General features: G+C 35.7%; 19 protein-coding genes. 7 read left to right on the forward strand and 12 right to left on the reverse strand.

Annotation, left to right across the window (positions count from 1 at the left end; all coding sequences use genetic code 11):
* Positions 1 to 259: 259 nt before the first annotated feature.
* Together BC008_RS30975 and BC008_RS30980 are read right to left on the reverse strand one after the other, a co-directional pair.
* Entirely contained in the window at positions 260 to 1693 is a 1434-nt protein-coding gene (locus BC008_RS30975; RefSeq protein WP_027845531.1) for an ATP-binding protein, read from the reverse strand.
* Positions 1694 to 1745: 52 nt separating this feature from the next.
* Entirely contained in the window at positions 1746 to 2282 is a 537-nt protein-coding gene (locus BC008_RS30980) for a methanogen output domain 1-containing protein (RefSeq protein ID WP_027845530.1), read from the reverse strand.
* 350 nt (positions 2283 to 2632) lie between these two features.
* On the opposite strand from BC008_RS30980, the gene BC008_RS46920 reads away from it, so the two are divergent.
* Positions 2633 to 2836: a hypothetical protein gene (locus tag BC008_RS46920; protein WP_072207706.1), complete on the forward strand. Its 204-nt coding sequence runs from the start codon at positions 2633 to 2635 to the stop codon at positions 2834 to 2836.
* A gap of 198 nt (positions 2837 to 3034) precedes the next feature.
* On the opposite strand, the gene BC008_RS30985 is transcribed toward BC008_RS46920, so the two are convergent.
* The 4 genes from BC008_RS30985 to BC008_RS31000 form a co-directional block, all read right to left on the reverse strand.
* The gene (locus BC008_RS30985) at positions 3035 to 3574 is read right to left on the reverse strand and encodes a flavodoxin (RefSeq protein WP_027845529.1); all 540 of its coding nucleotides are present in this window, start codon (positions 3572 to 3574) and stop codon (positions 3035 to 3037) included.
* A gap of 146 nt (positions 3575 to 3720) precedes the next feature.
* Positions 3721 to 3924: a hypothetical protein gene (locus BC008_RS50810; protein ID WP_058183454.1), complete on the reverse strand. Its 204-nt coding sequence runs from the start codon at positions 3922 to 3924 to the stop codon at positions 3721 to 3723.
* A gap of 44 nt (positions 3925 to 3968) precedes the next feature.
* Positions 3969 to 4721 (reverse strand): alpha/beta fold hydrolase, encoded by a 753-nt coding sequence (locus tag BC008_RS30995; RefSeq protein WP_027845528.1) that lies wholly within the window; start codon positions 4719 to 4721, stop codon positions 3969 to 3971.
* A gap of 413 nt (positions 4722 to 5134) precedes the next feature.
* Entirely contained in the window at positions 5135 to 7192 is a 2058-nt protein-coding gene (locus tag BC008_RS31000) for a glycoside hydrolase family 10 protein (protein ID WP_027845527.1), read from the reverse strand.
* A 138-nt stretch (positions 7193 to 7330) separates the two neighbouring features.
* On the opposite strand from BC008_RS31000, the gene BC008_RS49820 reads away from it, so the two are divergent.
* The 3 genes from BC008_RS49820 to BC008_RS31010 all read left to right on the forward strand — a co-directional run bounded on the left by BC008_RS49820 (position 7331) and on the right by BC008_RS31010 (position 12849).
* Positions 7331 to 7468, forward strand: a complete 138-nt coding sequence (locus BC008_RS49820) for a hypothetical protein (protein WP_161938093.1) — start codon at positions 7331 to 7333, stop codon at positions 7466 to 7468.
* Between the two features lie 287 nt (positions 7469 to 7755).
* On the forward strand, positions 7756 to 9360 hold the full coding sequence (locus BC008_RS31005; protein WP_027845526.1) for an alkaline phosphatase D family protein: 1605 nt from the start codon (positions 7756 to 7758) through the stop codon (positions 9358 to 9360).
* Between the two features lie 660 nt (positions 9361 to 10020).
* Positions 10021 to 12849: a HEAT repeat domain-containing protein gene (locus BC008_RS31010; protein ID WP_058183453.1), complete on the forward strand. Its 2829-nt coding sequence runs from the start codon at positions 10021 to 10023 to the stop codon at positions 12847 to 12849.
* Positions 12850 to 12938: 89 nt separating this feature from the next.
* Here the strand turns inward: BC008_RS31010 and BC008_RS31015 are convergent, their stop codons facing one another.
* Positions 12939 to 15167 (reverse strand): PD-(D/E)XK nuclease family protein, encoded by a 2229-nt coding sequence (locus tag BC008_RS31015; RefSeq protein ID WP_027845497.1) that lies wholly within the window; start codon positions 15165 to 15167, stop codon positions 12939 to 12941.
* A gap of 87 nt (positions 15168 to 15254) precedes the next feature.
* On the opposite strand from BC008_RS31015, the gene BC008_RS31020 reads away from it, so the two are divergent.
* Positions 15255 to 16583 carry a proton extrusion protein PcxA gene (locus BC008_RS31020; protein ID WP_027845498.1) on the forward strand — a complete coding sequence of 443 codons (1329 nt, stop codon included), beginning with the start codon at positions 15255 to 15257 and terminating at the stop codon, positions 16581 to 16583.
* Positions 16584 to 16749: 166 nt separating this feature from the next.
* On the opposite strand, the gene BC008_RS31025 is transcribed toward BC008_RS31020, so the two are convergent.
* Entirely contained in the window at positions 16750 to 19491 is a 2742-nt protein-coding gene (locus tag BC008_RS31025) for an NACHT domain-containing protein (protein WP_058183452.1), read from the reverse strand.
* A 103-nt stretch (positions 19492 to 19594) separates the two neighbouring features.
* On the opposite strand from BC008_RS31025, the gene BC008_RS50815 reads away from it, so the two are divergent.
* Positions 19595 to 19882: a hypothetical protein gene (locus BC008_RS50815; protein WP_201026197.1), complete on the forward strand. Its 288-nt coding sequence runs from the start codon at positions 19595 to 19597 to the stop codon at positions 19880 to 19882.
* A 91-nt stretch (positions 19883 to 19973) separates the two neighbouring features.
* Here BC008_RS50815 and BC008_RS31035 read toward each other — a convergent pair whose 3' ends face one another.
* Positions 19974 to 20999, reverse strand: coding sequence for an RNA-guided endonuclease InsQ/TnpB family protein (locus tag BC008_RS31035; protein ID WP_058184180.1), 1026 nt, complete (start codon positions 20997 to 20999; stop codon positions 19974 to 19976).
* Between the two features lie 336 nt (positions 21000 to 21335).
* Here BC008_RS31035 and BC008_RS31040 point away from each other — a divergent pair, with 336 nt between their 5' ends.
* Positions 21336 to 21773 (forward strand): AAA family ATPase, encoded by a 438-nt coding sequence (locus BC008_RS31040; protein WP_027843945.1) that lies wholly within the window; start codon positions 21336 to 21338, stop codon positions 21771 to 21773.
* Positions 21774 to 21988: 215 nt separating this feature from the next.
* Here the strand turns inward: BC008_RS31040 and BC008_RS31045 are convergent, their stop codons facing one another.
* From BC008_RS31045 to BC008_RS31055, 3 genes are all read right to left on the reverse strand, one after another.
* Positions 21989 to 22216, reverse strand: a complete 228-nt coding sequence (locus BC008_RS31045; protein ID WP_027843944.1) for a hypothetical protein — start codon at positions 22214 to 22216, stop codon at positions 21989 to 21991.
* Positions 22217 to 23153: 937 nt separating this feature from the next.
* The gene (locus BC008_RS31050; protein ID WP_027843943.1) at positions 23154 to 24536 is read right to left on the reverse strand and encodes a (Fe-S)-binding protein; all 1383 of its coding nucleotides are present in this window, start codon (positions 24534 to 24536) and stop codon (positions 23154 to 23156) included.
* A gap of 79 nt (positions 24537 to 24615) precedes the next feature.
* Positions 24616 to 25911: an FAD-binding oxidoreductase gene (locus BC008_RS31055; RefSeq protein ID WP_036265829.1), complete on the reverse strand. Its 1296-nt coding sequence runs from the start codon at positions 25909 to 25911 to the stop codon at positions 24616 to 24618.
* Between the last annotated feature and the right edge of the window lie 266 nt (positions 25912 to 26177).

Raw genomic sequence — 26177 nt, forward strand, 5'->3', positions numbered from 1 at the left:
GACAAGCTATGATTTTATCCTTGAAGCTCTATTTTATGAAGCATTATTATATGCATCTTCATAGAGAATTGGTATGACAGATAATAGGATGTGATAGATAAAGAGAAATTACATAACCCGACAATAAATACAAAAGTTATTTTGCTTATTTATTTTTGCTTATTTATACTCAGAATAAGAATAAAAGCAAAAACCCCTAAAATTAATAACTTCCGGAATTAAGAACTTCTAAGATTAAGAACTTTTAAAATCAAAAACTTTAAAATAAAAACTTCGGCTGTATTGGTATCTCAATTAAGAACTCGCTCCCCTGATTAGGTTTGGAGAAGCAACTCAATTTTCCACCATGTTTTTCTGTAATTATCTGATCACATATGTATAAACCAATACCAATACCTTTGCCAACAGATTTTGTTGTGAAGAAAGGATCGAATATTCGGTGACGGATTTCATCTGTCATCCCAAAAGCATTGTCTGTTATCTGAATTGATAAACAATTTTTACGAGTTACTTCAGTGCTAATTCTAATTTGAGGATGTATAATTTCTTTTTCTTCGTCGTTGACTGCACACAATGTATTAAGATAATCTCTATTTACTAGTTGCTTATCTTTATTGCGATTGATAGATGGTTTGTTGTTATTAAGAATTAACTCATCTAAAGCATCAATTGCATTGTTAAGGATATTTATAAATACTTGATTTATTTGATTTGGGTAACAATAAACTAAAGGAATGTTTCTATATTCTTTAATAACTTCCACACCTGGATAGAAGTATTCTATAGAATCATCTTGAACCCTTCGGGGCTTAAGACGATGTTGCAAAATTACCAAAGTATTATCAATAATTTCATGGATATCTACTTTTTTGATTTTGGCTTCATCAACCCGAGAGAAATTTTGCAAATATTTGACTATTTCGACTATGCGCTCAGTCCCTCTTCTCATTGAATAAAAAACTTCCCCTAGATCTTCTTGAAGAAAATTAATATCAATTGCAGCAATTTTTTCTCGAATATTGGCACTAGGTTGGGGATATTCTTGCTCGTATAATTTGACTAATTCTAACAACTCTCGAATACGTTTACTGGTACGAATAATATTTTCGTCAATAAAGTCAATTGGATGATTAATTTCGTTGACAACACCAGCAACTAATTTTCCTAAACTCGACATTTTTTCAGTTTGGACTAACTGAACTTGAGTTTTTTGCAAATCATCCAAGGTTTGTTTTAATCTTTCATTGGTTTTTGAAAGATTTTCTTGTGCTTGTTTGCGCCATTGGGTTTCCTCTGTAAGCTCTTTGATTTTTTGATTGAGCAGAAGAAAATTACTGTTGGCTGAAGTACGGTTTTGTAAGCGTAAGAGATTGACTGCAGGAGAATCTGCAGAACGGGCTTGAATAACTGCTCCCTCACAACGAGAACTTAATTCTTCTCCATCAGAGTTACGAAATGTTAAAGAGCCAAGAAGCATCTCCCGAGTCCGCGAACAAGCCCTTAGATAGTCTAGAACTTTTTCATCAGCCTCGGTGACTAAATCGAAAAGCATTTTACCTTGCAATTCTTGCTTGCTCACACCCAACATTATCGCAAGAGGTCTGTTAGAAGCTATTATTTCTCCCTCAGCATTCACAAGCAATAAAGGCTCTGGTAAAATAGTAGCGACTTCAAGAAAATTTTCTGGATTCATCAGGTTTTATTAAATCATTATTGTCTGGAGTTTTACTCCATTTAAGTCTTACTTAACCCTTAAGATATTCTCTACCTTTTACTTCCCGAGCTTCCTCAGTCTGTTTTAAATGAATCACTACTGTGCAACCAGAAGCACCAGAAGCAATGGTTTCTTGCAACTCAACTTTGGCATAACCAAGGTTCTCAGCAGCTATGGAACCAAATACATTTGAGGTCATCATACACATTGAAGGACGACCAATAACTTTTTCTGCAAATGGACAAGTACGATTGCCAAGAACAATCTTTTCATCATTCTCTTCAATAATGTAAAAGTCACCCTGTATTCGTTTTTTCAGATCGACCAACACCTTAGCAACTTGTTCGCGGGAAAGATTAGATAGATTTAATGCAGATTTATATTCTTGGTCTATTTGTCTACCCATTGACTGACCAACTATAGCAATAAACCCCGATGCTTCTTCCAAACCAACTATTTCTTGCAAAGCACCAGACAGTTCTCTGATTAAAGTACGTAAAAACACATCACGTTCGAGGGAAATATCAATATTGGTGATCGATGTTTCTTGGACTGGTAAAGAGGACATAAGATTATTTTCTCGCAAATAACGGCATACGTTTTTTAGAGGTTAATTCAGATATATTCTAGAGAATCTTTGAGATAACCTGCTTAAACATTAGTGCTTATATAGTTTATTTGCAGTTGATGTATTGATATCTAATGGTTATACATTTCTTCATGTGTGAGTATTTGTATATTACCATTAGATCGTGTGTGTTTACATGTTCTCATAGTAACGTATGACATATCTAATGTTAGTACGATTCAATGCATGTTAATCAAGCAAATACAAGCATTGCTACTAAATTAGGTAATATAAGATTAAGTATTAAAAAATACAAGTATATCTGCATCAACATCTAAATATAAATATTTATGTCAAACTCAAATAAAAGACAGCGATCGCAACGGAAAACTATATGTAATGATTGTGCTTTTCATACGTTGAACAATGGTTCTGTGCAATGTACTCATCCTGATGAGTTAAAAGTTAACTGTTCTACTGTGGTTTTTTGTAATTCCTTTCAACCAGCACAGGAGATTGATAGTCCTTGCGTGTCATTTGATTTTGATAATTAATAGATTTTTATGATTAGTAATTAATCCAGAAGTTGAAAGCCGTTCTTGCAAGTCAAGAACGGTTAGAAAAATATTACCAAATCTAATGGAGGGATCAGAAAGGAAGATTCATCCTAAAAGTCAAAATTTATTTCAACAAGCTCCATAAAACCCATTAGCGATCACCTTGAATCTAAAAAAACTACTAAGAATAGACTATTAAGCAGTTTCTAAGGATGCAATTGGAAAATACTGCTTTAATATCTCAAGCCAACTTGCAATTCGCTCGTCAGTTTTATCGCTTTCATTTACCTCATCAATAGGTAGTCCAACAAATTTACTATCACGCACCGCAAAGGAATATTCGTAGGTATAACCATCAGTTGGAAATTCACCAACTAAAGTTGCACCTAATTTTTTGAAGTGGTCGTACAAAGTTCCTAATGCGCTGACAAATTGTTCACCATGGGTTACATAATCTCCTGCTCCGAACAAGGCAACAGTTTTACCGGTAAAATCGGGTTTGTCCATTTCCATATCAAAGAGTGGATCGCGCCAATCATTTTGTACTTCTCCGGAGCCCCAAGTAGAACAGCCAAAGAGTAAATAATCATACTCAAGCATTTCATCGACACTCATAAAATCTTCTTCCATGCTGTAGATGTCACATACCTCTTCACCAATTAGTTCGTGAATTTTGGTCGCAACTCCTTGGGTAACACCGGAAGTACTACCATAGAAAATAGCTATTTTTGCCATAATTAAAGCTCCTCTGGATCTAACGTAATAAATTTTTCCTTCCGAACGCTAGGATTTGTACTTCCAGAGATTCCTTAAAATTCAAAAAGATAGGTTTGCAGTTGAGAACTTGTAGTTTCTAAGTGTCCTATTAAGATTTACTTCATTTAAAACACTTTTCTTACTCCCTTCACACCAAGACAATTACCTATAAAAATTTCTCTTTTTCTTCCCATACTCCCCACACTTACTTTTCTTCCCACACTCCCCCCTCTTCCCTTTCTTTCCACACTCCCCACTCTTCCTTTTCTTCCCACACTCCCTCCCCCCTCTTCCCTTTCTTCCCACACTCCCCACACTTCTTCTCTCACTCAATCAAGTAATTTTCGACTGAGATAGAAGTGATTATTCCGAGCTAGGTTTGGACAACATCTTTTTTTGAAGCATAGTTTTGCTGTAACTTCCAAAAATTAGATATTTCTTCACTGACTAAATCTGGGTAGAAATAATGGAAGAAGTGACTACCTTGGGGACATTTCCAGACAGTATCTTCAGGTTTTAGCCATTCATCCCATTTATATAACTCTAAATAGCTTAAAATTGGATCTACTTGACCGCCACATATCATTAATGGCATAGTAACACCGCCTACAGGCAATTTTTCTATATTAAATAACGAATGTCTCAAAGGTAAATTTTCTAAATCTCGATCAAATTGATTAATTAATTTTTGTGGATTTAATTTCTGTAGAGTACAAATCGGTTCTTCCCTAAACATATTTTGAATAGTATTGAATAAAGCTTCTGCTCTGGTAAGAGTGTATATTTGACGCTGTTGATAATAATTTACATGCCAAGTATTTGCAGGTTGCGTTGCAACCGAAAGCAAAGTTAAAGATTTGACGAACGGAGGATATTGGCGAGCAAAAATCAATGCAATAGCACCGCCAGCACCATGACCGACCAGATGAACGGGAGATTTTCTAGTTTGTAGGTAGTCATGTAGTAACTTTACTGCTGTATCCATGCAAGCAGCTTCATCCTTTGACTGAACGTATTCCCATCCTGAAATATTTGCATGTCGTAATAATCTTTTAATTAAAGGCATACTTAAAGATCTCAAAGAAGGGCTCGCACTAACCCAAACAGCATCACAAGATATAGACATCCCAAATCCCTCAAAGCAAGATTACAATCACTAGCTAACAACAATTTGCAATAAATGGACTGCCCCTCAACTGCAATTATCCCTATAAATAAACAATATACAGTAAAGCATAGTTGCTTAATGAAGATTAATTGCAATAAGTCCTGATTGAATAGTATTGAGATTAAACATAAAAAAAAGTTTAAATATCACAAATAACATTTAAACTGATGAATTATTTATTACAACTTTTATTTCGTTATTGAAAAAGCGATGAAAGATAACGATCATCTAATTACAGATCAATTGAGAAACATTTTAAAAATTTTATGTTTTTATTCAATTCGCAACTATAGGTTTACTTGAAAGATAGTAAATTAATTAGTATATAAATCCTTGGGGGTGCACCCAACACCCCCAAAACAAAACCATAATTAGCTGACAGATACGGTTACCCCAACACTCTCATTAGCCATTCTGTCCACAGCACAAAGAGCATATGTACCACTTGGCATATCTGCAAAGGTAGTACTTACAGGTATGATTTTCTTGAGTTTCCAGCGTTTTTCTTCCTGCTCGTACAATGTCCAAGAACGAATATCAGCAGTACCAGCAGACCAACTAATTCGACGAGAATTAGCTGTTACTCCTGTGGGTGGTGATGGAGGAGTATTATCCCCTCGCCATTCCATCCTGGGAACTAGCGCGGGGTTGACATAAAGAGCATACTCGAATTTTTCAGCAATACTTTCACGGTTTCGAGTAATAGAATCACTGCTAAAGAAAATATTACCCAGAGATAATTTAGATGCTAGGGTACGACTAATTGTGATTTGTTTAATAATTTCCTGATTTTTCCAAGCTTTACCATCCAAACGGGCAATATTATTACCCGCATAAATATGTCGTTTTTTGGGATTAATACTCGTCCACCATTGGAGTAAAGTTGGATAGCTCTGGGCTGTTTGCTCGATTCGCCAGTAAAGTTGAGGAGCAATGTAATCAACCCAACCTTCTTCTAACCATTTTTTCGCATCGGCGTATAGTACATCATAAGCATCTAAACCAACAATTCCTGCAGGTTGTCCCGGACGATAAATGCCGAAAGGACTAATACCAAACTTGAGATGAGGTTTTGCTGATTTAATTCCTTGGAATAAGCGTAAAACCATACGATTGACATTATCTCGTCGCCAATCGTCTAAATTTAGGTTACCACCATTGGCACGATAGGCCGAATAGGTTTTGCTATCGGGGAAATCTTTTCCGGAAATCGGATAGGGATAGAAGTAATCATCTAAGTGAACGCCGTCAATATCGTAACGTTCTACTACATCCATGATGACATTATACGCCCGGTCTTGTACTGCCTTTGCGCCGGGATCCATCCACAATTGATTACCCCAAGGATAAACATATTCTGGGTTAGTAATTGCCATGTGGGGATTGACATTTCGCGGTCCCTTTATAGATGTTTTGGCGCGGTAGGGGTTGAACCAAGCATGTATTTCTAAATTTCGTTTGCGACATTCTGCGATCGCAAATTCTAAGGGGTCATAATATGGGGAAGGAGCTCGTCCTTGAGCGCCAGTCAACCAAGCACTCCAAGGTTCATATTTAGATATGTAAAAAGCATCTCCTTCTGGTCTGACTTGAAGAATTACCGCGTTAAAATTTAATTTTTGCAGTTTATCAAGTATTTTAATTAATTCAGCTTGTTGTTGAGAAGCAGGAAGTCCGCTTCGGGAAGGCCAATCACTATTCCACACAGTGGTAATCCACGCACCACGAAATTCCCGATAGTGAGAAAGTTTTACGTTGTCGAGAGTTATTGATGGTTCTGGTGGTTTTTCTTTTTCTGGCGCTTTAGGTACTCCATCTGGGGGAATAACTAAGTAACGGGAAGAAATTTTGTCTGCTTCCTTCAAATAAACCAAAGCCTGATAAACAAATAAAGCTACATCCCCTCGAGTAGCAGCCAAATTGGGGTTAAGTATTTTCGTGTTTGGAAAACTACCAACTATACCTGCACGAGTTGCAATTGCTGCGGCTTTTTTTGCCCATCCAGGAATATTTGCAGCATCAGTATAAATCAGCGGTAAGGCATCAAGTAAATCGGATTCGACCCTGGTAGTCCAACCCAAACCACTAATAATTGAAATTAGGGCATTAATTCGTTTAATTCTGTAGGAAGGACGGAATAAACCACCGGGATATCCAGTAATAAAAACCGTTTCGTAAGACTTTTGAATTGCTGATATAGCCCAGTGTGTAGCTGGAACATCATTAAATGGTTGGTAATCTCGTTTTTTGGTAACTTGGGAAAAAGTCGCTGTCACAATTGCAGCAAATTCAGCACGAGTTACAGAATTATTGGGGCGAAATCTGCCATCGGGATACCCGGTTAAAATCCCACGTTTTGCTAAGGCTTCAATAAATGGACGCGCCCAATGATTATTAATGTCCGGAAACCGACTTGAAGTAGATACCATAGTTCGCTTGAGTATAGTTGTATTTAAATTAACCTTGACGCCACTTGTGCCTATGCTACCTCACTCAGTAATTTTTGGCGTCACAATGGTGTTTTAAAGTACTAATAATTTAATTCGTTTTTTTGCGTAGAAGAAATAGTGAGAAGTAAAAAATTGGGAGATTTTGGTTACGGTAACTATCTTCCCGAATTCGACCCAATATTTTCTCTAGTTGTTCTCTATAAAATGAATATTTTTAATTTAGTTGCAAGCAACAAGAATAAATTGCGTAATTAATCGCTAATTTTTATTTTTTCACACAAACTAAATCGAACGCATATTTGAGGAAATATTGATCATGAATCTTAAACTATTTACTATTAGTCTCGCGACTATCTCTACACTGGGTATTTTCAAGACTGCAGTATTAGTCCAAGCAGTTCATAATATCCCCTTAAAAATAAAATAACTGTATATTTACTTCAATCGTATTCTCAATGTGATAAATTCTTAACCGTAAATTAATAAAATTTCCTCATTCGCTAGTTAAACAATTTACAGTTAAAACACACAAAAATATACATATGAACTCCAATACTCCAGGGAAGTTGAACCGTCGTCAGTTTTTACTTTCTTCTGCACTTATGGGTGGAGGAATCATTGCGACCAATCTTATCTCAACATCAAAAGTTTTTGGTCAAGGACCAGCAATTATTACTTCTGATAAGATGCGTCCTAATATCCCCTATGGTGTAGCAAGTGGAGACATTACAAACAATAGCATTGTAATTTGGAGTCGTAGCGATCGCCCCGCTAGAATGTTTGTAGAATATTCTACTAGTGAATCTTTTCGCGGTGACGTAGAGCGTTTTAGGGGACCGCTAGCTTTAGAAAATAGCGATTTTACAGCACGTTTAAATCTAAAAAATCTACCAGCAGACGAACAAATATTTTATCGAGTAACTTTCCAGGATATTGATAACAAAAATATTTACAGCGCTCCTGTTAGTGGTAGTTTTAGAACTGCTCCCACAAGTGAAAGAGATATATTCTTTGCTTGGAGTGGAGATACTGCAGGTCAAGGATGGGGAATTAATCCCGACTTTGGTGGGATGAAAATTTACGAAACTATACGCCAACTAAATCCCGACTTTTTTATCCATTCAGGTGACAATGTTTATGTTGATGGTCCCGTTGAATCATCTGTAATATTAGATGACGGTACCACTTGGAAAAATATTACTACGGAAGAAAAATCCAAGGTAGCAGAAACTCTAAAGGAATTTCGTGGTAACTATATATATAACTTGTTGGATGAAAATGTGAGGCGTTTTAATGCAGAAGTTCCCATTCTAGTACAGTGGGACGATCATGAAGTAACTAACAATTGGTATCCAGGGGAAATTCTCCCTGCAGATGACGATCGCTACACAATAAAAGATGTTAACTTGCTCGCAAAAAGAGGAAGACAAGCATTTTTGGAATATAGCCCCATCCGATATAAAGGTAATAATCCACAAAAAACAAGAATTGACCGCTTCTTTAACTATGGTGAATTGTTAGATATTTTCATGTTAGATGAGCGCAGCTATCGTGGACCAAATACCCCTAACAATCAAACAATACAAAGTGAAGAAACAGAATTTCTGGGTTCTAGACAATTACGAAAGTTAAAAAGAAAGCTGCTTAAATCAAAAGCGACCTGGAAAATCATTGCTAGTGATATGCCCCTAGGACTAGTAGTTAGAGATGGTAGCACTAATTTTGAAGCTTGGGCAAACGCAGATGATTTAGCTTTGGGTCGGGAACTAGAACTTACTGATTTACTTAGATTTATTCAAAGAAAGAACATTCAAAACGTTGTTTGGTTAACTGCAGATGTGCATTACGCTGCAGCACATTATTACGATCCGGCTCAAGCACGGTTCAAAGATTTTAAACCTTTCTGGGAATTTGTTGCTGGACCTCTAAATTCAGGTACATTCGGACCAAATCAACTGGATAATACCTTCGGCCCAGTTGTGAAGTTTCAAAGTATACCATCAGATTTGCAACCAAACCGTCCCCCTAGTGAGGGGTTACAGTTCTTCGGTACAGTTAGGATAGATAATGATACAAAAAGAATGACAGTAACATTGCGTAATTTGGCTGGTGAGACTCTTTATAGCGTAGATTTATCGCCCGAGTAATCTTGAATATAATTTCAACCCTTCTATAATGTACCGAGCTTTAAAAGTGCACAATAGCTTAAGTAAGTAGGCAAGAAAAAAGTAAACTATGTAAATAAATATAAAATATCTGTATTTGGCTAGTAGTAGCGCTTTAGCGCTAAAGCGCGATTACAAACAAGTTATGATTTTTCTTACTAACGTACTTAGCACTACGTCATAAAGTTAAAATATCGGTGAATTTGGGAAATTCTCATCCTGAAAGACTTATATTCTCTACATAAGAAATAAAAAAAATTGATTTAGAAATATTACCTCATAAAAATAAGATAGCTGTATTGCACATATTTTTAATTAGCCTATACTTATACGGCAAAATGTAAAATATTATATCAGCGCGTGTTCCTATAATATTGATAGGATTAAGAATCAATTATGAGAATAAACGAGAAATATTAACTTGATATTTTTATTTGCTTTTTTATGCTTAAAAAAAAGCTATTTAAGGCAAAAATAAATGTGTCAATTCAGTCTTAAAGTGAGTCCATTAGACAAAATTTTGTGAATAAATTTAAATCATCCTAAATTGTGGAATAAGCAAAAATTTAGTGTAGTTAATAACATAATAATTCAGAAATAGTTTTTTATTTAAGTATTGTAAATTTTCGAGGGGATGTATCTATGTCTTTTAATACTCGCTTTAGATTTTCGTTTTTAAGAACACAAAAATTTACCGTTAGGATAGCAATTTTATTGCTCCTTTTTTCGTCGCCCTTGTTTTTCTGGAATGCTAGTTGGGGACAAAATATCACTTCTGTAAAGAGTCAGCAGAAACCAAGTAAAATACCTGAAAATTCTGAAATATCAGACAATATTAATACTGAATTAAAAAAATTCAATTCCCAATATAGCTCCTTTGAAGATAAAAAAGAAGCGATTTATGTTCTTCGAAAGTACCTCAAAGATCCAAAAAAACAGGTACGCATTACTGCATTGGATGCTTTAAGTGCTATCGGTACTGGTGCTGACGATGCTTTAGACGATCTCAAATACATGATCAAAACAGAGCAAGATCCAGAAATTTTGAGTAATGCGATCACTACAATAGGGTCAATTAATGCCACACATGCAATTTCAGAATTAATTGATGTATTCAAAGATGAAAAACAAGATTTACAAGTACGTTTATCAGCTGGTGAAGTAATTACTTATACAGAAGAAAACAAAAAATTAATATCAGATCTAATTCCTTGGCTACTGGATGTATTAAAAAATCCGAATGTAAGCGAAACCAAACTACGTATAAAGGTTGCAAAGCTTTTGTCAAAAAAATTGCATCAACTGAAGCGAAAACAATATCCAGAAGAGACTGTAGAAGTTTTAACAGAAGCACTAAAAGACCCCACTTGGCGAGTACGTAGTTATGCTGCTGACACCTTAGGAAATATAGGTTTTAATGCAGAATCTTCTATTGACCAACTTGTTGCAGCCTACAACAGAGGACGCAACAATACCATGAAAAATAGCGTAATCGGAGCTTTAGGAGATATTGGCAGTAGTAAGAGGACGAATAATAAAAGATCTTTAATGATTGTAACTAAAATGACAAACATTCTAAAAGATGAGAAGAACATAAATATATATATATTCACAAATATAACTGATGCCCTGACAAGGGTTGTTGTCAAATTAGAGCAAAACAAAACCAACCATATAAAACCAAAACAGTTAAACGGTCTAATCTCAAATTTAGAAAAAGCTCTAGTAAGTATAGAAAAATCGAACTTCAATAGTGTTTACATACAAACAGATACAGTAAATTTACGCTCTAGTCTTGAGAGGTTGCAACATCATCAAGTTATTAATGAGATTATCAAGAACCCCTCCGTATGGGGTCTCGGAGTTTATCTAATCTCTCTATTTGGGATTTTTTGGCTACGTCCTTTATGGTTGCTTAAAATTGACAAAGCTCTAAAATCTGTTGGTTATTTCAAACTGCCTGTAATTGATAAAGAGATATCTTTAAACTGGTTACTACTAACACTGAAATATCGCCCGAGAGTACTGGATGCTTGGGTGCAAGAATATCTGAAATCAGTACAAAATGAATTTGAGCAAAAGGATACAGTAAGCGACAGAAATGTTTACATTTCCATCCCTGTGGTACGTGATAAAGACAAACCTATTGCCGAACTCAAAAGCGAACATTTGCGTTCAACCTTTGACAAAAAACGAGGTTGCTTGCTAATTCAGGGTGAAGGGGGAGTTGGTAAAACAAGTCTTGCTTGTCAAATCGCCAAGTGGGCGATGTCAGATGATAAGTCACAACTCCTGTGCAAACACCGAATGTTACCAGTATTGATTGAAGAAGACTTAGAAATTTCAAATGAAATTGAAATTGAGATGGGAAAGTTAAGCAAATCACCTCTTATTGCTGCTTTGATAGATACAATCCAAGGACAATTACAAGACTTGACGGATGAAATAGAACCAGTTTCTGAAGAACTGCTCGAACGTCTCCTCAGAGAACGTCGAATTTTGGTAATAGTTGACCATCTTTCGGAGATGAACGAAACTACACGTAAGGCAATTCGACCTGAGTCTCCAGATTTTCCCATCAATGCTTTAGTTGTTACCTCTCGCTCAGAGGAAAACCTTGGTAAGGTGACCAAAACTACTCTCAAACCTCTCCGCATTCAAGGAGATAGACTGTCGTCATTCATGGAAGCCTACTTAACTCAAGCTAACAAACGTGAATTATTCACCGATACAGAGTTTTTTCAAGCTTGTAGTGGTTTATCGCAGATGGTAGGGGAACGAAATATTACCGCCCTGCTAGCAAAACTCTATGCTGACCAGTTAATTGCAACTAAAGTAGAGGGAGTTCAGCAAGTACCTTTACAGAAATCTGAAAATATTCCTGACTTAATGCTATGGTATCTTAACGAACTTAACCGCACTGTACTTAGTGACTACAGGTTAACCAATCCCACTATTCAACAAGATGCCAAAGTTATTGCTTGGGAATGTGTAAAACGAACTTTTCAACCAACAGATGCTCAAAGAGATAAGATTTTAGCTTCTCTTCAAGGTGATGACGCAGAACTTCGTCTAATTTATTTTGAAAAACGCCTGCGTATTATTCAAACTACTGATGTAGCACAAAAGAAGATCCGCTTTGCACTCGATCCCTTAGCTGAATATCTGGCTGCAATGCATTTTGTAGAGCTTTGTCAACACTCTAATAATCATCAAGAACACAATCCCTGGAATGATTTTAGTTACAAATTAAATGAAGGATTAATTAAGATAAATTTAATTAAAGGTTTTTGTGTCGCATTATATGATTACTGCCAAATTTTAGTAGAAAAAGAAGATGAACCAGTACTGGAAGTAGCTCGATTTATTCTTCAGCAATTTGAAAAGGAAAAGTCACCATTGAAACTGTTAATCAATCCTTCCACAAGTAAAAGTGATACCTCGCAAGAAAAACTCATTAGAATCAATTGAATATCAAGTTAATATTCCATTGTAATGAGAACTTACCCAGCTTTATGGAGCCGTTAATTAACCCTTCCATAAAGCTGACAAATTAATCACTAATAACTACCCACTACAGCAACATCGGTCGGAATACAAGCATTTACCAAAGGTAAGAGAGGTCCAAGCTGATCTTGTCCATTTACAGCTAGATCGCTGTGACACAAGTAAACCTTTTCCGAAACGCGAGCAAGTAAATCTCCTAAAATCATTTGTAGTCTGTTTTCTTCTGCTTCGGTTTCATCTAAAGCAGTCCAAGGTTGTCCCAATCGATGTTGTAGAAATAAGGGTGCGCCAAATAAAGTTGCAGAACCTCCCTTTGACCACAAAGGAGAACCTATATCAAGCCAAAAATGCCAGCGATGAAAACTTCTACTTGCACGGTATTGATAAATTGTTGCCAAAGTTACAGCATTAGCTGCAGGTCCCACCGGACGAACAGGAAAAGAATTTGCGGCGATCGTACCGCGTCGTAGCAGTTGAATGAATTGGGCAATATTATCTATTTCTAAATTACCTAGGTTAATGGTGGGTGAATTATTCTCGTTCTGGGAGGCTTCTATTTGTTTAATACGGGTATTAATTTCCCAGTAATGTTGAGCGGTTTCTAGTAATTCCCGCAAAGCTGCTAATTGTTCGTAAGCGGTGTATGCAATGTTAGAGAGAAATTTTTCAATGGTGCTGTATAAAAGAGATACAGGACTGGGAATTAGATGTTGTTGGTAATTGGAACGCTGTTGTTCCAACCATTGTAATATTTCATCATAGGCTTTGGTCGATCCATATCCCAGACGGTCCCATCTATTGTATGCATTAACTGGTAATAATTGAGGAACTTCAGGATGAGGTCTAAAACAGTAATCTGCAATTAAGCCAGCACGTACAGGATCTATTTCAGTAGTTAAGCCGGTATTTTCGTTATTTGCGAAAGAAGATGGGATACTTCCCTGTTTGCGACTTAAAACTACCAACATTTGTGCGATATCATTTTTGTCTACTAAACGTCCTAGACCGGGATAAACTAGGGCTAAAATTGTCAGCAAAGAACGGACTAAGGGCGAACTAATTAAAGGACGCTGATACTTGAGGGAATTAACGCAGATTCCTTGTTTGTGAAGAATTTCAATTAAAGTATAACGAGCGATCGCATCTAAACCTGGAGCAATTATGGCAATATCTTGGGGTTGAATAGACCCTGAGTCAATGACTTTAGTGATAGTTTCAGCAGTTTTTCGTAATAATTGAGCCCGGGAAGTAGTTTGGATGGATTGCACTGTCTGGGGTAAGCTTGACAAGGTCATGGGTTCAAAGACCAAATCCAGCATTGGTTTAGTTAAACTGGGAGCTAATGAGGAAAAAACTTCTTGTTCTAAGGTTTCAACTTTGCAGCGTCCTGCTAATTGAGCCATGTATTCGGGATCGGCTCCCAAACCCAAACGTACTAAACCTTCGTGGTTATAACTGAAAGCTCCCACAACCCCATTATCCAAAAGAAACTCAAATAAATTTCCCATACAAGCAGGATAATCTTGTATATCGTCTGCTAAAACAGCTTGATAACGCCTAAGTAACTGCTGTTGGTATATGGGATCGGATAATAAATACTGGTTGTACAGTTCAGTTACGATTCCATAAGTTAAAAAACCTCGTTCCAAACACCATTCACGCCAGTTTAATAATAATTCCGATGTTAGGTTTGGTTCCAATTGGATAGTATTTTCATCAGTTGCAGTAGATTTACTAATAATTTCTTCTATTTGTTTGCAGGGAACTTGACTGTAAGCTGCTAATTGTAATAAATCCAAAATTCGTCGAACCAAACGATATTCGTTAAGGCCCAGTCGACGCAAAGTTGTATCATCTAAGTGGGAACGCCAAAGTTTTGTCGCAAATTCCTGTTCTGTCTCAGGACGTAACCTGACTGGGAATTGAGCTTTTAAATTCAATGTTTGAGTTAACAAAGGCCAAAATAAAATTACCTCATCTTGAAAGAAACCTAAAGGCGTTTTAGTTCGTAATGGATATTTTCCCTGAGTTCTGCTCAGAATTTTATCTGTTAATTGCTGGCGATTATCATTATTTGCAGAAAATACTAAAATTCCCGGTTCTAACTGACCAATATCTAGCTCTTTTTGTTCATTGTAATTACTTTTTGTCAATTTTTGACTTGCATCAAATGACTTATTGTAAATTGAATTGTATTGTAGCCAACTATAAAATTCTTCTACTAAGCGAGTGCTTTTTCCACTACGACTGGAGCCAAGTACCCAAAGAGAGTTAAAAGTCACAAATTATCTCCTTGTAAATTTGTTACTATACCTCGTACATTAGTACGTTAAAAAAATAGCGAGCAATGCTCTTCTAATTTACCTAAGATGAAAAATTCTGATTGGGGACGAGAAATTTACTCTTTTCTTTTGTCAGCTTACAAAAGGTACTTAACAACTCCAGAACGTTCTCTGGAAGAAGCTTATAAAGCAGCTTTACAGATTAAAAATATCGAAGATAATTATTTTAATGGCGAAAAAATAGCCCTAGAATCCACGCAATACAGTCGTAGTATCGTCGAACTATTTGAGTCAGATTTAAAGAAACATCTCAAAACAGTAAGAATGCGGCTAACAGAATTTAAGGCTAGTCGCTTTTTCTTGAGTGAATTCAGTCAAAATGCTTTGAAAAAACAAGAAATCAAAATTCTCGAACCTGATTTCATTTTAGAAAGGTTGAGATTTATTGATGAAATCGTCGGCAAGTACAATACTATTGATGATGATACCAGCCATGAGGATCTATTAAGACAATCTAAACTCAAGCGTTCTAAGTTAGTAAAGTTTGACTCCGCGATCGCCAAAGAAAATGAACTTTCAGATTTAATAGAGCCGGAATCATCTAAAGTCGCAAGTAAAGCTGATGCGACAGGAGTTTTACCCCGTTCTATTTTAAGTACGATTAATCGCTTGCAAGTAGAGTTAAATCCCAACTCAGAGCAAGATGTTGTCAAAGATTTTCGCAGGTCTCAAAGAAGAACTTTGGTATCTGTTAGATTTTTATTATTACTAATTATTATTCCCCTCCTAACTCATCAGTTGTCAAAAGCTATTATTGTTGGACCAATTGTAGATAAATTTAGACCCCCAGAAAAGACTGAAATTTTTCTAAATTATGAGATGGAGGAAAAAGCTTTAGTAGAATTGGGAGCTTATAGAGAAAAAATTATATTTGAGAATTTTATTAAAGATGAAGCGATTTTCTCTGTTGATGAAGTAAATGAAATAGTTAAAGAAAAAGCCAGAGAAATTGCTAATGAGTATAAGAGCCAAAGTGGTAGCGCGATCAAAAATGTCTTTGCAGATATGTTTTCAGTTGCTGCTTTTGTGATATTTTTAGTCTTTAGTAAATCTTCAATAGCGGTACTTAAAGATTTCTTTGACCACATAGTTTACGGTCTGAGTGATAGCGCGAAGGCGTTTATTATCATTTTGTTTACAGATATCTTTGTTGGTTTCCACTCACCCCATGGATGGGAAGTAGTTTTAGAAGGAATTTCTCGTCATTGGGGATTACCTGCTAGTCACGATTTTATATATTTGTTTATTGCAACTTTTCCAGTAATTTTGGATACCATATTTAAGTATTGGATATTCCGTTATTTAAATCGAATTTCACCTTCTGCGGTTGCAACTTATCACAATATGAATGAATAAAGAATCAGGAGTCAGGAGTCAGGAGTCAGGAGTCAGAATAGTGCGCAATAGCGCACCGCTTTGCTAACAGAAGTCAGAAATCAGGAGTATAATCGTTTTGATAATAGACTTTCAGCTTTTAAACTGTACCTTACTGACTTGTAAGCCGCATAAATACTTAAACATGTTAGTGACGGCGCGTGCGCTGCTTAATAATAGATAAAGTCTCGGGATCGTTCTTCCAACCACTGACTAACTCTTCAACTGCTGCACGTCGAACGCCCCAATTTTCGTCACCGGTAGCGCGCTGCTTCAGCCAAATCAGAGTCTCAGGATGATCTTTCCAAGCATGAGCGACTTCCTCTAACGCTATGCGTCTGACCTCAGGGTCAGGATCGGTGGTAGCGCAATCTTTCACCCATGTAAAAGTATCTGGATGTTCCTTCCAACCGTGGGCTAATTCTTGTATCGCTACACGTTTGAGATCGGTATCACCCAACATGGTAAGTTTTTTCAACCATCTTAAAGTTTCGGGACGCTCCTTCCAACCACGGGCTAATTCTTGTACTGCTACATGTTGTACGCGATAATCATCAGTGGTAGTAAGCTTTTTCAGCCACCTTAAAGTTTCAGGTTCATCTTTCCAAGTATTAGTAATTACTTTAATTGATTGAGTAATAATCTTTCTAATTTTGTTATTATTTTCTTCGGCATGGGGATTGATTAATATCTTATAAACACCATAGTCAATTAATTTTTTAAGTTCAGATAATAATTGGTTACCGATAGATATAGTTACCTTGCGATTTCTCACTTCTGCCAAGCATTCAGCAGCCAAAATCAGATTGACAAAATTCTCTTTTTCTCCACCAGATATTTTCATTAAATATTGAATGATTTGCACCACAAATTTGGCATCAATCATTCCTGCAATTAAGCGTAAAACTTCGTGCCAAGATTCATCCATCCAGTGTTTACCAAACACCTGTATTTTCAATTTTTCAATACTTAAAGTTTGGGTTTCTTTAAATTGCCAGACAAATTCCCAAGCACAGAAATATTCTAAAAATGTCCGATGTACAAAAGCATAATAATCTGCACCTAGGTAACATAGCATAAAATTACGGGTTCTAAGTCTATCAATCATTAACTTAGCTGCCGATCTAGGTTTATCAACTTCTATACTTGTTAAATAATCTTTGAGAATCTTTTCTAGATCGCTTTCTTTAATTAAATTACCAGCTAAACCCTTATCGCTAGTTTGCATAAAATAAGCAACGGTACGCAACATTGCTTGTTTATCTTTAGAATCAATTGTTTTGGGATCTAATCTTTTATCTTCAACTAAAGTACGTTCCACATCCCACTGATGCAAGAGCACCCGAGAAGCTTGATTATAAAGTTCTGCTCTGTCCCTTGGTAATTCTTGATTGCGATTGAGAATTGCCATCATTGTTAACAATAAGGGATTTCCCGCTAACTCTTGAATTGCTGCTGAGTTATCAATTCCTGAAAGTAATCTTTGTTTTTTTCTAATTTTATCTACTTCATCATTAAAGGTTAACTCATGCCAACGCTCAATAAAATCTTGAATTTGTTCTGTTTCCAAATCTTGCAGCATGAAGTGTTTAAACTCAGCATCTTGCAATCTTTGGGGTTTATAACCAATAATCCGAGAAGTAACAATAACCTGCACTTTAGGATAGTCATTTGTGAAGTGATGAATATCGGTAATTACATCTTCTCGTTTACCAGGATCGAAAACCTCATCCAAGCCATCAAACATTACTAAGACGTTACCTTCTTGTAGCTGTGTTTGTAATTGATGTTGATTGAGGTGATGTACCACACCGCTACATTTATGGAAAAATTCAAGGAAGTTATTACACTCCCTATCATCCCTTCGGCGCATATAAATGCGTAATTCAACTAATAGTGGGATTGGTTGTTCAATTAAATTACTTAAAGGTGATTCAGCCCAACTTAATGCTAAGTATTGCAAAAAAGTAGATTTGCCAGAACCTGGATCGCCTAAAATAACTATAAACTTATTATTTTGTTTATTATTAGTTATTTCTAAAATGGAACGTATAGGTTGTTCAAAATATTTTTTCTTATAATGTTCTAAATCTTTTTCTTCAATTCCTGATTCTGCTTGCTGATTTTCTTGCAGTCTTCTCAAATGCTCTTTAGGAATTTCGTGCAACTGCGGTAAGATTGAATGTATTTCCCTAACATTCTGCACAATAAACATTTGCCATAACTTTAATTCGTTATAGGCATAACCGCTAGTATCTAGACTTTCTAATTTTAATTTTTTGTATCGCTTTCTGATTCCTCCTTGATATCGCTGCAAATCGAAATCAGGAATTATTCCAGTAGTTTCTTTTGTATATTTATTAATGGATTCGATATTTTTCGAGTCAAGGATTTCCCTGAGTTTATCTGAATCTCTGATGATATTTTTTACTTTTTTGAAATAGGGTTTAGCAATTCGTTTCCATTCAAAATCCTCTGGTAATTCTGGTAACTCTAGCTCATACCATTTTCTTTCTAATTTCTTGGTATCCAAGGTTTTCCGTTCATACTCAAAAGCACTTCCTAAAATCTCTTTAACATCGCGATCGCAAATAAATATCTTAAATGGTTGGATAAACTGCTGCAATTCTTTATCTTCAACTTCTGCGTATTCCAACTCCTGTTGTACTAGTGACAAAAATGCATTTAAAGCTTTACCAGCAGCAATATCTATATCTTTTCTGTGTAAAAAATCAAGGGGATTCGTCGAGAGATTTTTAAATAAGTCTTTAGCCCAATCCTTAGCTGCATTCTTTGCAATATTTCCCAACTCTTTTGCTAAATCTTCCAAAATAGGCTTAAAAACAAAGCCCGCAGTCTGAGTGACTCCCCAAAGTAGTAACAAATCCATAATTATAATTAAACTTGTTAACTGTTAATTATGAGTATAGTTGTAAATTTTGTAGTCAAATATAACATCGACTATAAAATTTATTTGTGAGGAGTAATCCTCATTGGGGGAACTACAACCACGCCACATGCTACAACGGGGGGAACCCCCGCAACGCAGTGGCTCCCGCCACATGCTACAACGGGGGGAACCCCCGCAACGCAGTGGCTCCCGCCACATGCTACAACGGGGGGAACCCCCGCAACGCAGTGGCTCCCGCCACATGCTACAACGGGGGGAACCCCCGCAACGCAGTGGCTCCCGCCACATGCTACAACGGGGGGAACCCCCGCAACGCAGTGGCTCCCCTGTATTCCCTCAGAAAAAGCATTGGGAACTACTTTTCTTATGATATTTCCACTTCCATTACAATCAGCATTTATCAAGATTCCTTCTAGACTACGAAATAATCCGCGTTTAACTCTTTTACCTTTATAATTTAGTTATTTAGATAAAGGTTCTTCGTCAATAAATGAACATTTGGAAGTGTAACTTTCCTCTGTAATAATTACTTTGATTCCGATTAGTTTTGCTTTATACTTAAGCATTGAAATAAATCGGTCAAAAGGAATTGATACGAAGTTCTGATTGTTGCGTTTACCAAGACCGATTGATTGTTTCCACTTATCGTTATGACCAATTATCAGTGTCCCAATTTGGTTTGCTGCCAGATAATCAATGATTAAACGACTTGACTTATGGAGATAATCATAAATCTTGAAATTTCTTTTACGAGTCAGATTTTGGATTTGGTGAGATGTTTTGTGTTTACTCGGTAATAGAGATTGTAACTTACTACGTATTTTATGATAGTAAGCATTGATTTTATTTAATGGTTTACCATTTACTAATATTGGTTTAAAGCCTTTGATATTAGATGTTACAGCTGCCAGGTTATTTAATCCGATATCAATCCCGGCGATACCATCGCTTGTATGAATTTGTGGCTCTTCCAAACGTTTATAAACAACTTCAAATACGTAATAACTTCCTTTAGGAACTAATCTTACTTGACGAATTTGATTTACATTCGTAGGAATAACAATGTTAGTCTTGGAGGGCTTTATCTGGGAATGTTTTAGATATTTCTTACTGATTGCTTGGATGGTATAAATACAAGGAAAGCGCCCATTTGTTTTATGAAGATAAGATGGAATACGTGGAGAACAGAAGAATTTTTCTGGTTCTTCCTTATATGAAGCTAAAGAGCTAAAAAATCCTTGCCATGCTTCATGTAATCGCATCAATATCTGCTGTGCAACTTTTGCTGGTAAAGCTTTATAATCAGCACTACCCTGACAGAGTTTCTCCATTGCATTATAGTTGAGATATTTTCCCTCAAAAATAAAGCTCTGCCTGATTAAATAATTGGCGTAATTATAAAGATTTTTTGCCAAAAAGCACAAATTATCTATCTCCTTAAAATAGGAATTATGTTTTTTGATTACGTGCTTTTCAACCAGAAGCATTTTTATTCAACAACATAGGTATTTGTATGAGGATATTATCATTTTTAGCCAATCAGTCAAAAATCATGTGATAAATGTCTATATTTGGTTATATCTACGTTAAAATTGTGCGATACATAATATGGTGAATGATACTTAATAGTTAATGATACATCTCTAATTAATTATCTCAACAGATACCATGAGGTTAATTAACAGAAATGGCAGATAATCTCTCTATCTCAATTAAAATCTTAGGTATTCTCTATTCAGAAAAACCTGTTCACATCAATTTGTTTATCGTCAAAGACTTAAAATATGAAGTTTGATGAACTAGATCGCAAGAAGACTTGATTTATGGAAGCAATTATTTTTATTGGAATCCAAGGTGCGGGGAAATCTACTTTTTATCGCGATCGCTTTTTAGATACCCACATCCGGATCAATCTTGATATGCTCAAGACCAGACACCGAGAAAAAATCATCTTTCAAGCTTGTTTGGAAGCTAAGCAACGTTTTGTCATAGATAACACAAATCCAACGGTAGAAGATAGAAGTCGTTATATTATTTCAGCAAAAGCAAAAAAAATTCAGGTTATAGCTTATTATTTTCAGTCAAAATTAGAAGACTGTAAACAACGCAACAGTCAACGTTCTAAGAAAAAATCAGTTCCTTTACCTGGACTATTAGCAACTTATAAACAACTAGTTGTACCGAGTATAGAAGAGGGATTTGATGTAATTTACTCAGTGAAAACTAATCTCAACTATTCATTCACTGTTGAAAAAATTTAATCAATTTTATAAAAAATAATTCATAAACAAAACAGGAGGATTTGCTTAAACTTTATAGTTACAAGCATTTCCTCCTCATTTGACTCGTTTATACAATTAGCGACTAAACAAGTCAAATTGATATTCATTAGGCTTACAAGAGCCTTCAACAAATATTTAGCGTACTTAGTTTGATGTCCAACAATAAGGCTTAGTGAAAATAGTATTAGATATTATCACTTAGAAGCAAGGATACCACTCTGGGGATAATAGTAATTATTTTCAGTCACATTTAATTCGATTTTAATTCCTGTGAAGTCCTGTCCATTGCTTTTATTGAAAAATTCATCATTTGCTTCAACAAACTCATCAAAATTAAATGAAAGACCACCAGAAATAGTTGCTTGTTTTTCTGAATTTAATTCTTCAGAAATTAAATTATCGAATTGATTTAGGTTAGACATTGAATTAAATCCTCACAACACTGAAATATTAGTTGCTAAATGACAAGAAGCTTTGCTTATTTCCTGTCTACAATCAATAATGTAAATAATTATGGTGACAAAAATGAAATAAAAAAGTTACATTTATGGCACTTTTCCTTCGTCAAAAAATAATATATTTTTTCCTATTCTTGATGAATAAAAGTTTAATGAGGTGATAGAATTTGAGACTTTATATAGAAAGTTATTAGTGATTCCAACATATTGCATCAACGGGATTGATACTTGTGATAGCTTTACACTAAACAATTTTTATTGATTTAGCAATAGATGAAAGAATAATTGGCGTGATAAATTTACATGGTTATCTACTACTGTCAGACGCAAACAGAAAAATAGGAATGATGCAATATTTTGCCAGTAGTATTAAGTGCTGCTACTTAATCAATAATAACAAGTAAATCATGACAGCAAGCTACTGCATAGTATTTATGGAGTTTGGATACAATAACTTAATTATTACTATTGATTTATTGTTGTATTGATTTTTATCATTGATTGGGTGTGAGAATCTTAGTAAATCAATTAAGTATGAAATAAGATTAAGTATACACTTTTTACATATGAATAAAAATATTCACTTAACTAAAAAAATATTGTTTACCAAAAAAACTTGATAAATTGAATATTATGTATGGATAATTTAAATAGATTTATTACATCACTGCTCTAAGAAATGGAAATGAATACTAGCTGTAAGGTATCATTACTATTTACAAAAAAATATGCGCCATCTCTAATTTATAACTGTAGTAGGATGACGACGCAAGTGTGAAGTTTATGAGATGTACTTCAATAGTTTAAATTTCGAGGCTTAGATCTCAAGAATTAGATCTCAAGAATTAGATTTCAAGAATTAGATCTCAAGAATTAGATCTCAAGAATTAGATCTCAAGATTCAATCTCTCAGTTTAACGCCCCTAATTGCATAATCTAATAATTCCATTGGATGCATAATCTTAATATCTTTCCCTTCGGATTTTAGATGTTTACTAATTTGCAAACTGCAACCAGGATTTGCAGAAGTTATCAAATCCGCACCGGTGTTAATTAAATTCTGTGCTTTTTGTTTGCCCAATTCATCTGCCACTTCAGGCTGTAACATATTATAAACTCCTGCACTACCGCAGCATAAAGCAGCATCTATGGGTTCGCGTAACTTGACTCCAGGAATTTTCCGTAATAGTTGACGGGGTTGGACGCTAATTTTTTGACCATGTAATAAATGACAAGCATCTTGATAAACCATCGTTAGTGGTTCATCCGTTAATGGGGATAATTTCGCTGTTACACCAACATTAATTAAAAATTCATTCGCATCTTTGACCTTAGCAGCAAATTTTTTAGCTTTTTCCCGGTACTCAGGGTCGTCAGCTAAGATGTGACCATATTCTTTTAAAGTATGACCACAACCAGCTGCATTAATGACGATAAAATCTACTTCTGTATTTTCAAAGCTATCAATCATGCGTCTTGCTAAAGCCTTAGCTTGTTCGGTTTGTCCCTGATGCTCGGGAAGCGCAGCACAACAACCTTGGGTTTTAGGAATCACCACTTCGCAACCATTCGCTGTCAATACCCTAACAGTTGCTTCATTTACAGGAGAGAAAAATAATCTTTGTACGCACCCCAAAATCACTCCGACTCGATAACGCTTTTTCCCTTGTGCAGGAACAATTGTAGGAAAATCATCTTGAAACGATTGTAGGGTAATTTGAGGCAAAATCGATTCCATTGCAGCTATACGAGGAGATATGCGCTGTAACAAACCAGTAGCGCGTAACAGCTTTTGTAATCCTAGTTTTTGATAAATAAAGAGTGGAATCAGTAAAAATCGTAAAATTTTGGGGTAAGGAAACAGAGAAAATATTAATTTGCGGAATAGTCGCTCGGGTAAACTACGGGGATAATTACGCTCAACCTGATGACGAGTTGCAGAAATTAATTTGTCGTATTCTACCCCTGAAGGACAAGTAGTAACACAAGCTAAACATCCCAAACAACTATCAAAATGTTCTGTAGTAGCAGTATTTAAAGCAATTTCACCTTCATTAATTGCATCCATCAGATAAATTCTTCCCCTGGGAGAATCCATCTCTTTCCCAATGACTCTGTAGCTGGGACAAGTTGAAAGACAAAAACCACAATGAACGCAACTATCAATTAGTTTTGGGTCCGGTGGACGATTATTATCAAATCCTTTTAAATTTTTTATACTAGCCGTTTCACTATTTTTAAGATGATTACTAGTATTATTCGTATTGTTATCTGAAACTTGCATCTCTAATTACCAACCCCCTAAATTACCTGTCCCTGCGTGATTTATGATTTATTATTTGTAGTTTTGCAATCCCTATGTTTTAAATAAATCGACCAGGATTGAGAATATTCTTTGGATCGAATTGCTTTTTTATACCTTGCATTAATTCCAAAGCATTGCCGTTATATCCCCATACGTCAATTTTACTTTTAACTAATACAGGTGCCATTAAAACTGACAAAAAACCACTGTTGCTTTGACAAAGATTTCGCATTTTTAGTATTTCCCCTTCATGCTCGAATCGGGCTACACCCAAACCACTGCTGTTATGAATTAAAACTCTACCCACACTATTTAATATTTTCATTGCTGCAGAGGGTAGTATTCCTATTTTGCAAACAATTGGGGCATCTGTGCTAGTAAAATAGATTTGTTCTTGCAATCTCTTCCATAAGTCGCTTTCTTCAGAACCAGAAAACTTTGTTCCTTCTAAACCCAATTTTTTCCCAACTTCTAATAGTCTATTTGATTGCTCACTAACACTTTCAGGTATATTTTGAAAACGAACAATTAATCCCAAATTACTACCTAAATTTAAATCAGATACAAGTTGAGTAGACAGTAAATCAGCTTGAGTTGGGGTTAAAGCGGAGGCTCGAAGTGTTGTCGCTGCGGTGGATACTCCATCTGCATCTCCCGTTAGAAGTACCGTTTCTGATGCTTGTTGTGTAGGATAAACTCGAAAAGTTACCTGAGTAATGACACCTAAACTCCCATAGGAACCAGTAAATAACTTCATTAGGTCGTATCCGGCAACATTTTTTACCACTCTACCGCCAGCACGAGCTATTTCTCCATCAGCACGCACAAAACTAATACCGAGTAACTGATCGCGGACGCTACCATAACGTTGTCTAAAGGAACCAGTATTAGCTGTTGCAACAATTCCCCCAATTGTCGCATCTTGGGGTATAGCAGGATCGAGAGCAAGGAACTGATTTGCTGTTGTTAATATTGATTGCAGTTCGCAAAATTTCATTCCAGCTTCAACAGTAACGGTTAAATCTCCCACAGCATGGTCAATGAGTTTGTTGATGCGTTCAGTACTAACTACAATATCTACAGCTTCAACTAAATCGCCCCAGCTAATTTTACTACTACTTCCACAAACTAAAACTCGCCAATCTTGACGATAAGCTTCAGCAATCACTTTAGCTAATTGTTCTTGAGTGTGGGGATATACAACCCAATTGGGAGGAGTGGAAGATGCAATTCCTTTCTCTATTTTCTTTTGCTGCTCAACTTCCAAGATTTCCCACGGTTTTACGGTATCTTTCTCACCTATAATCTCAATTAAGTGGGAAGACACCGAGTCCACACATTTATCACTAGACATGTTCTTATTTGGTTAAATTTTACTCCCATATCTAATTTACTTGTTAAATAGGGGCGATTTGTAGGTGGAAGTTCTTTTTTCTTAAGCGTGTTTCTACATCTGCTTGTTTATCAATCTTTGTGGTGTCTAAGAAAATTGTTTTTCTTCAACCTTAAAATCTCTCGGTAAATGTCCCTTGCTTCTTCAATACTACGCAATTCGGAGTCATGACCTGCGGTCACGCTACGCGACCACAAATCCAAAAAGGAAGTGTGCTTAAATCTTTT

The sequence above is a fragment of the Mastigocoleus testarum BC008 genome, assembly GCF_001456025.1.
Classification (GTDB): Bacteria; Cyanobacteriota; Cyanobacteriia; order Cyanobacteriales; family Nostocaceae; genus Mastigocoleus; species Mastigocoleus testarum.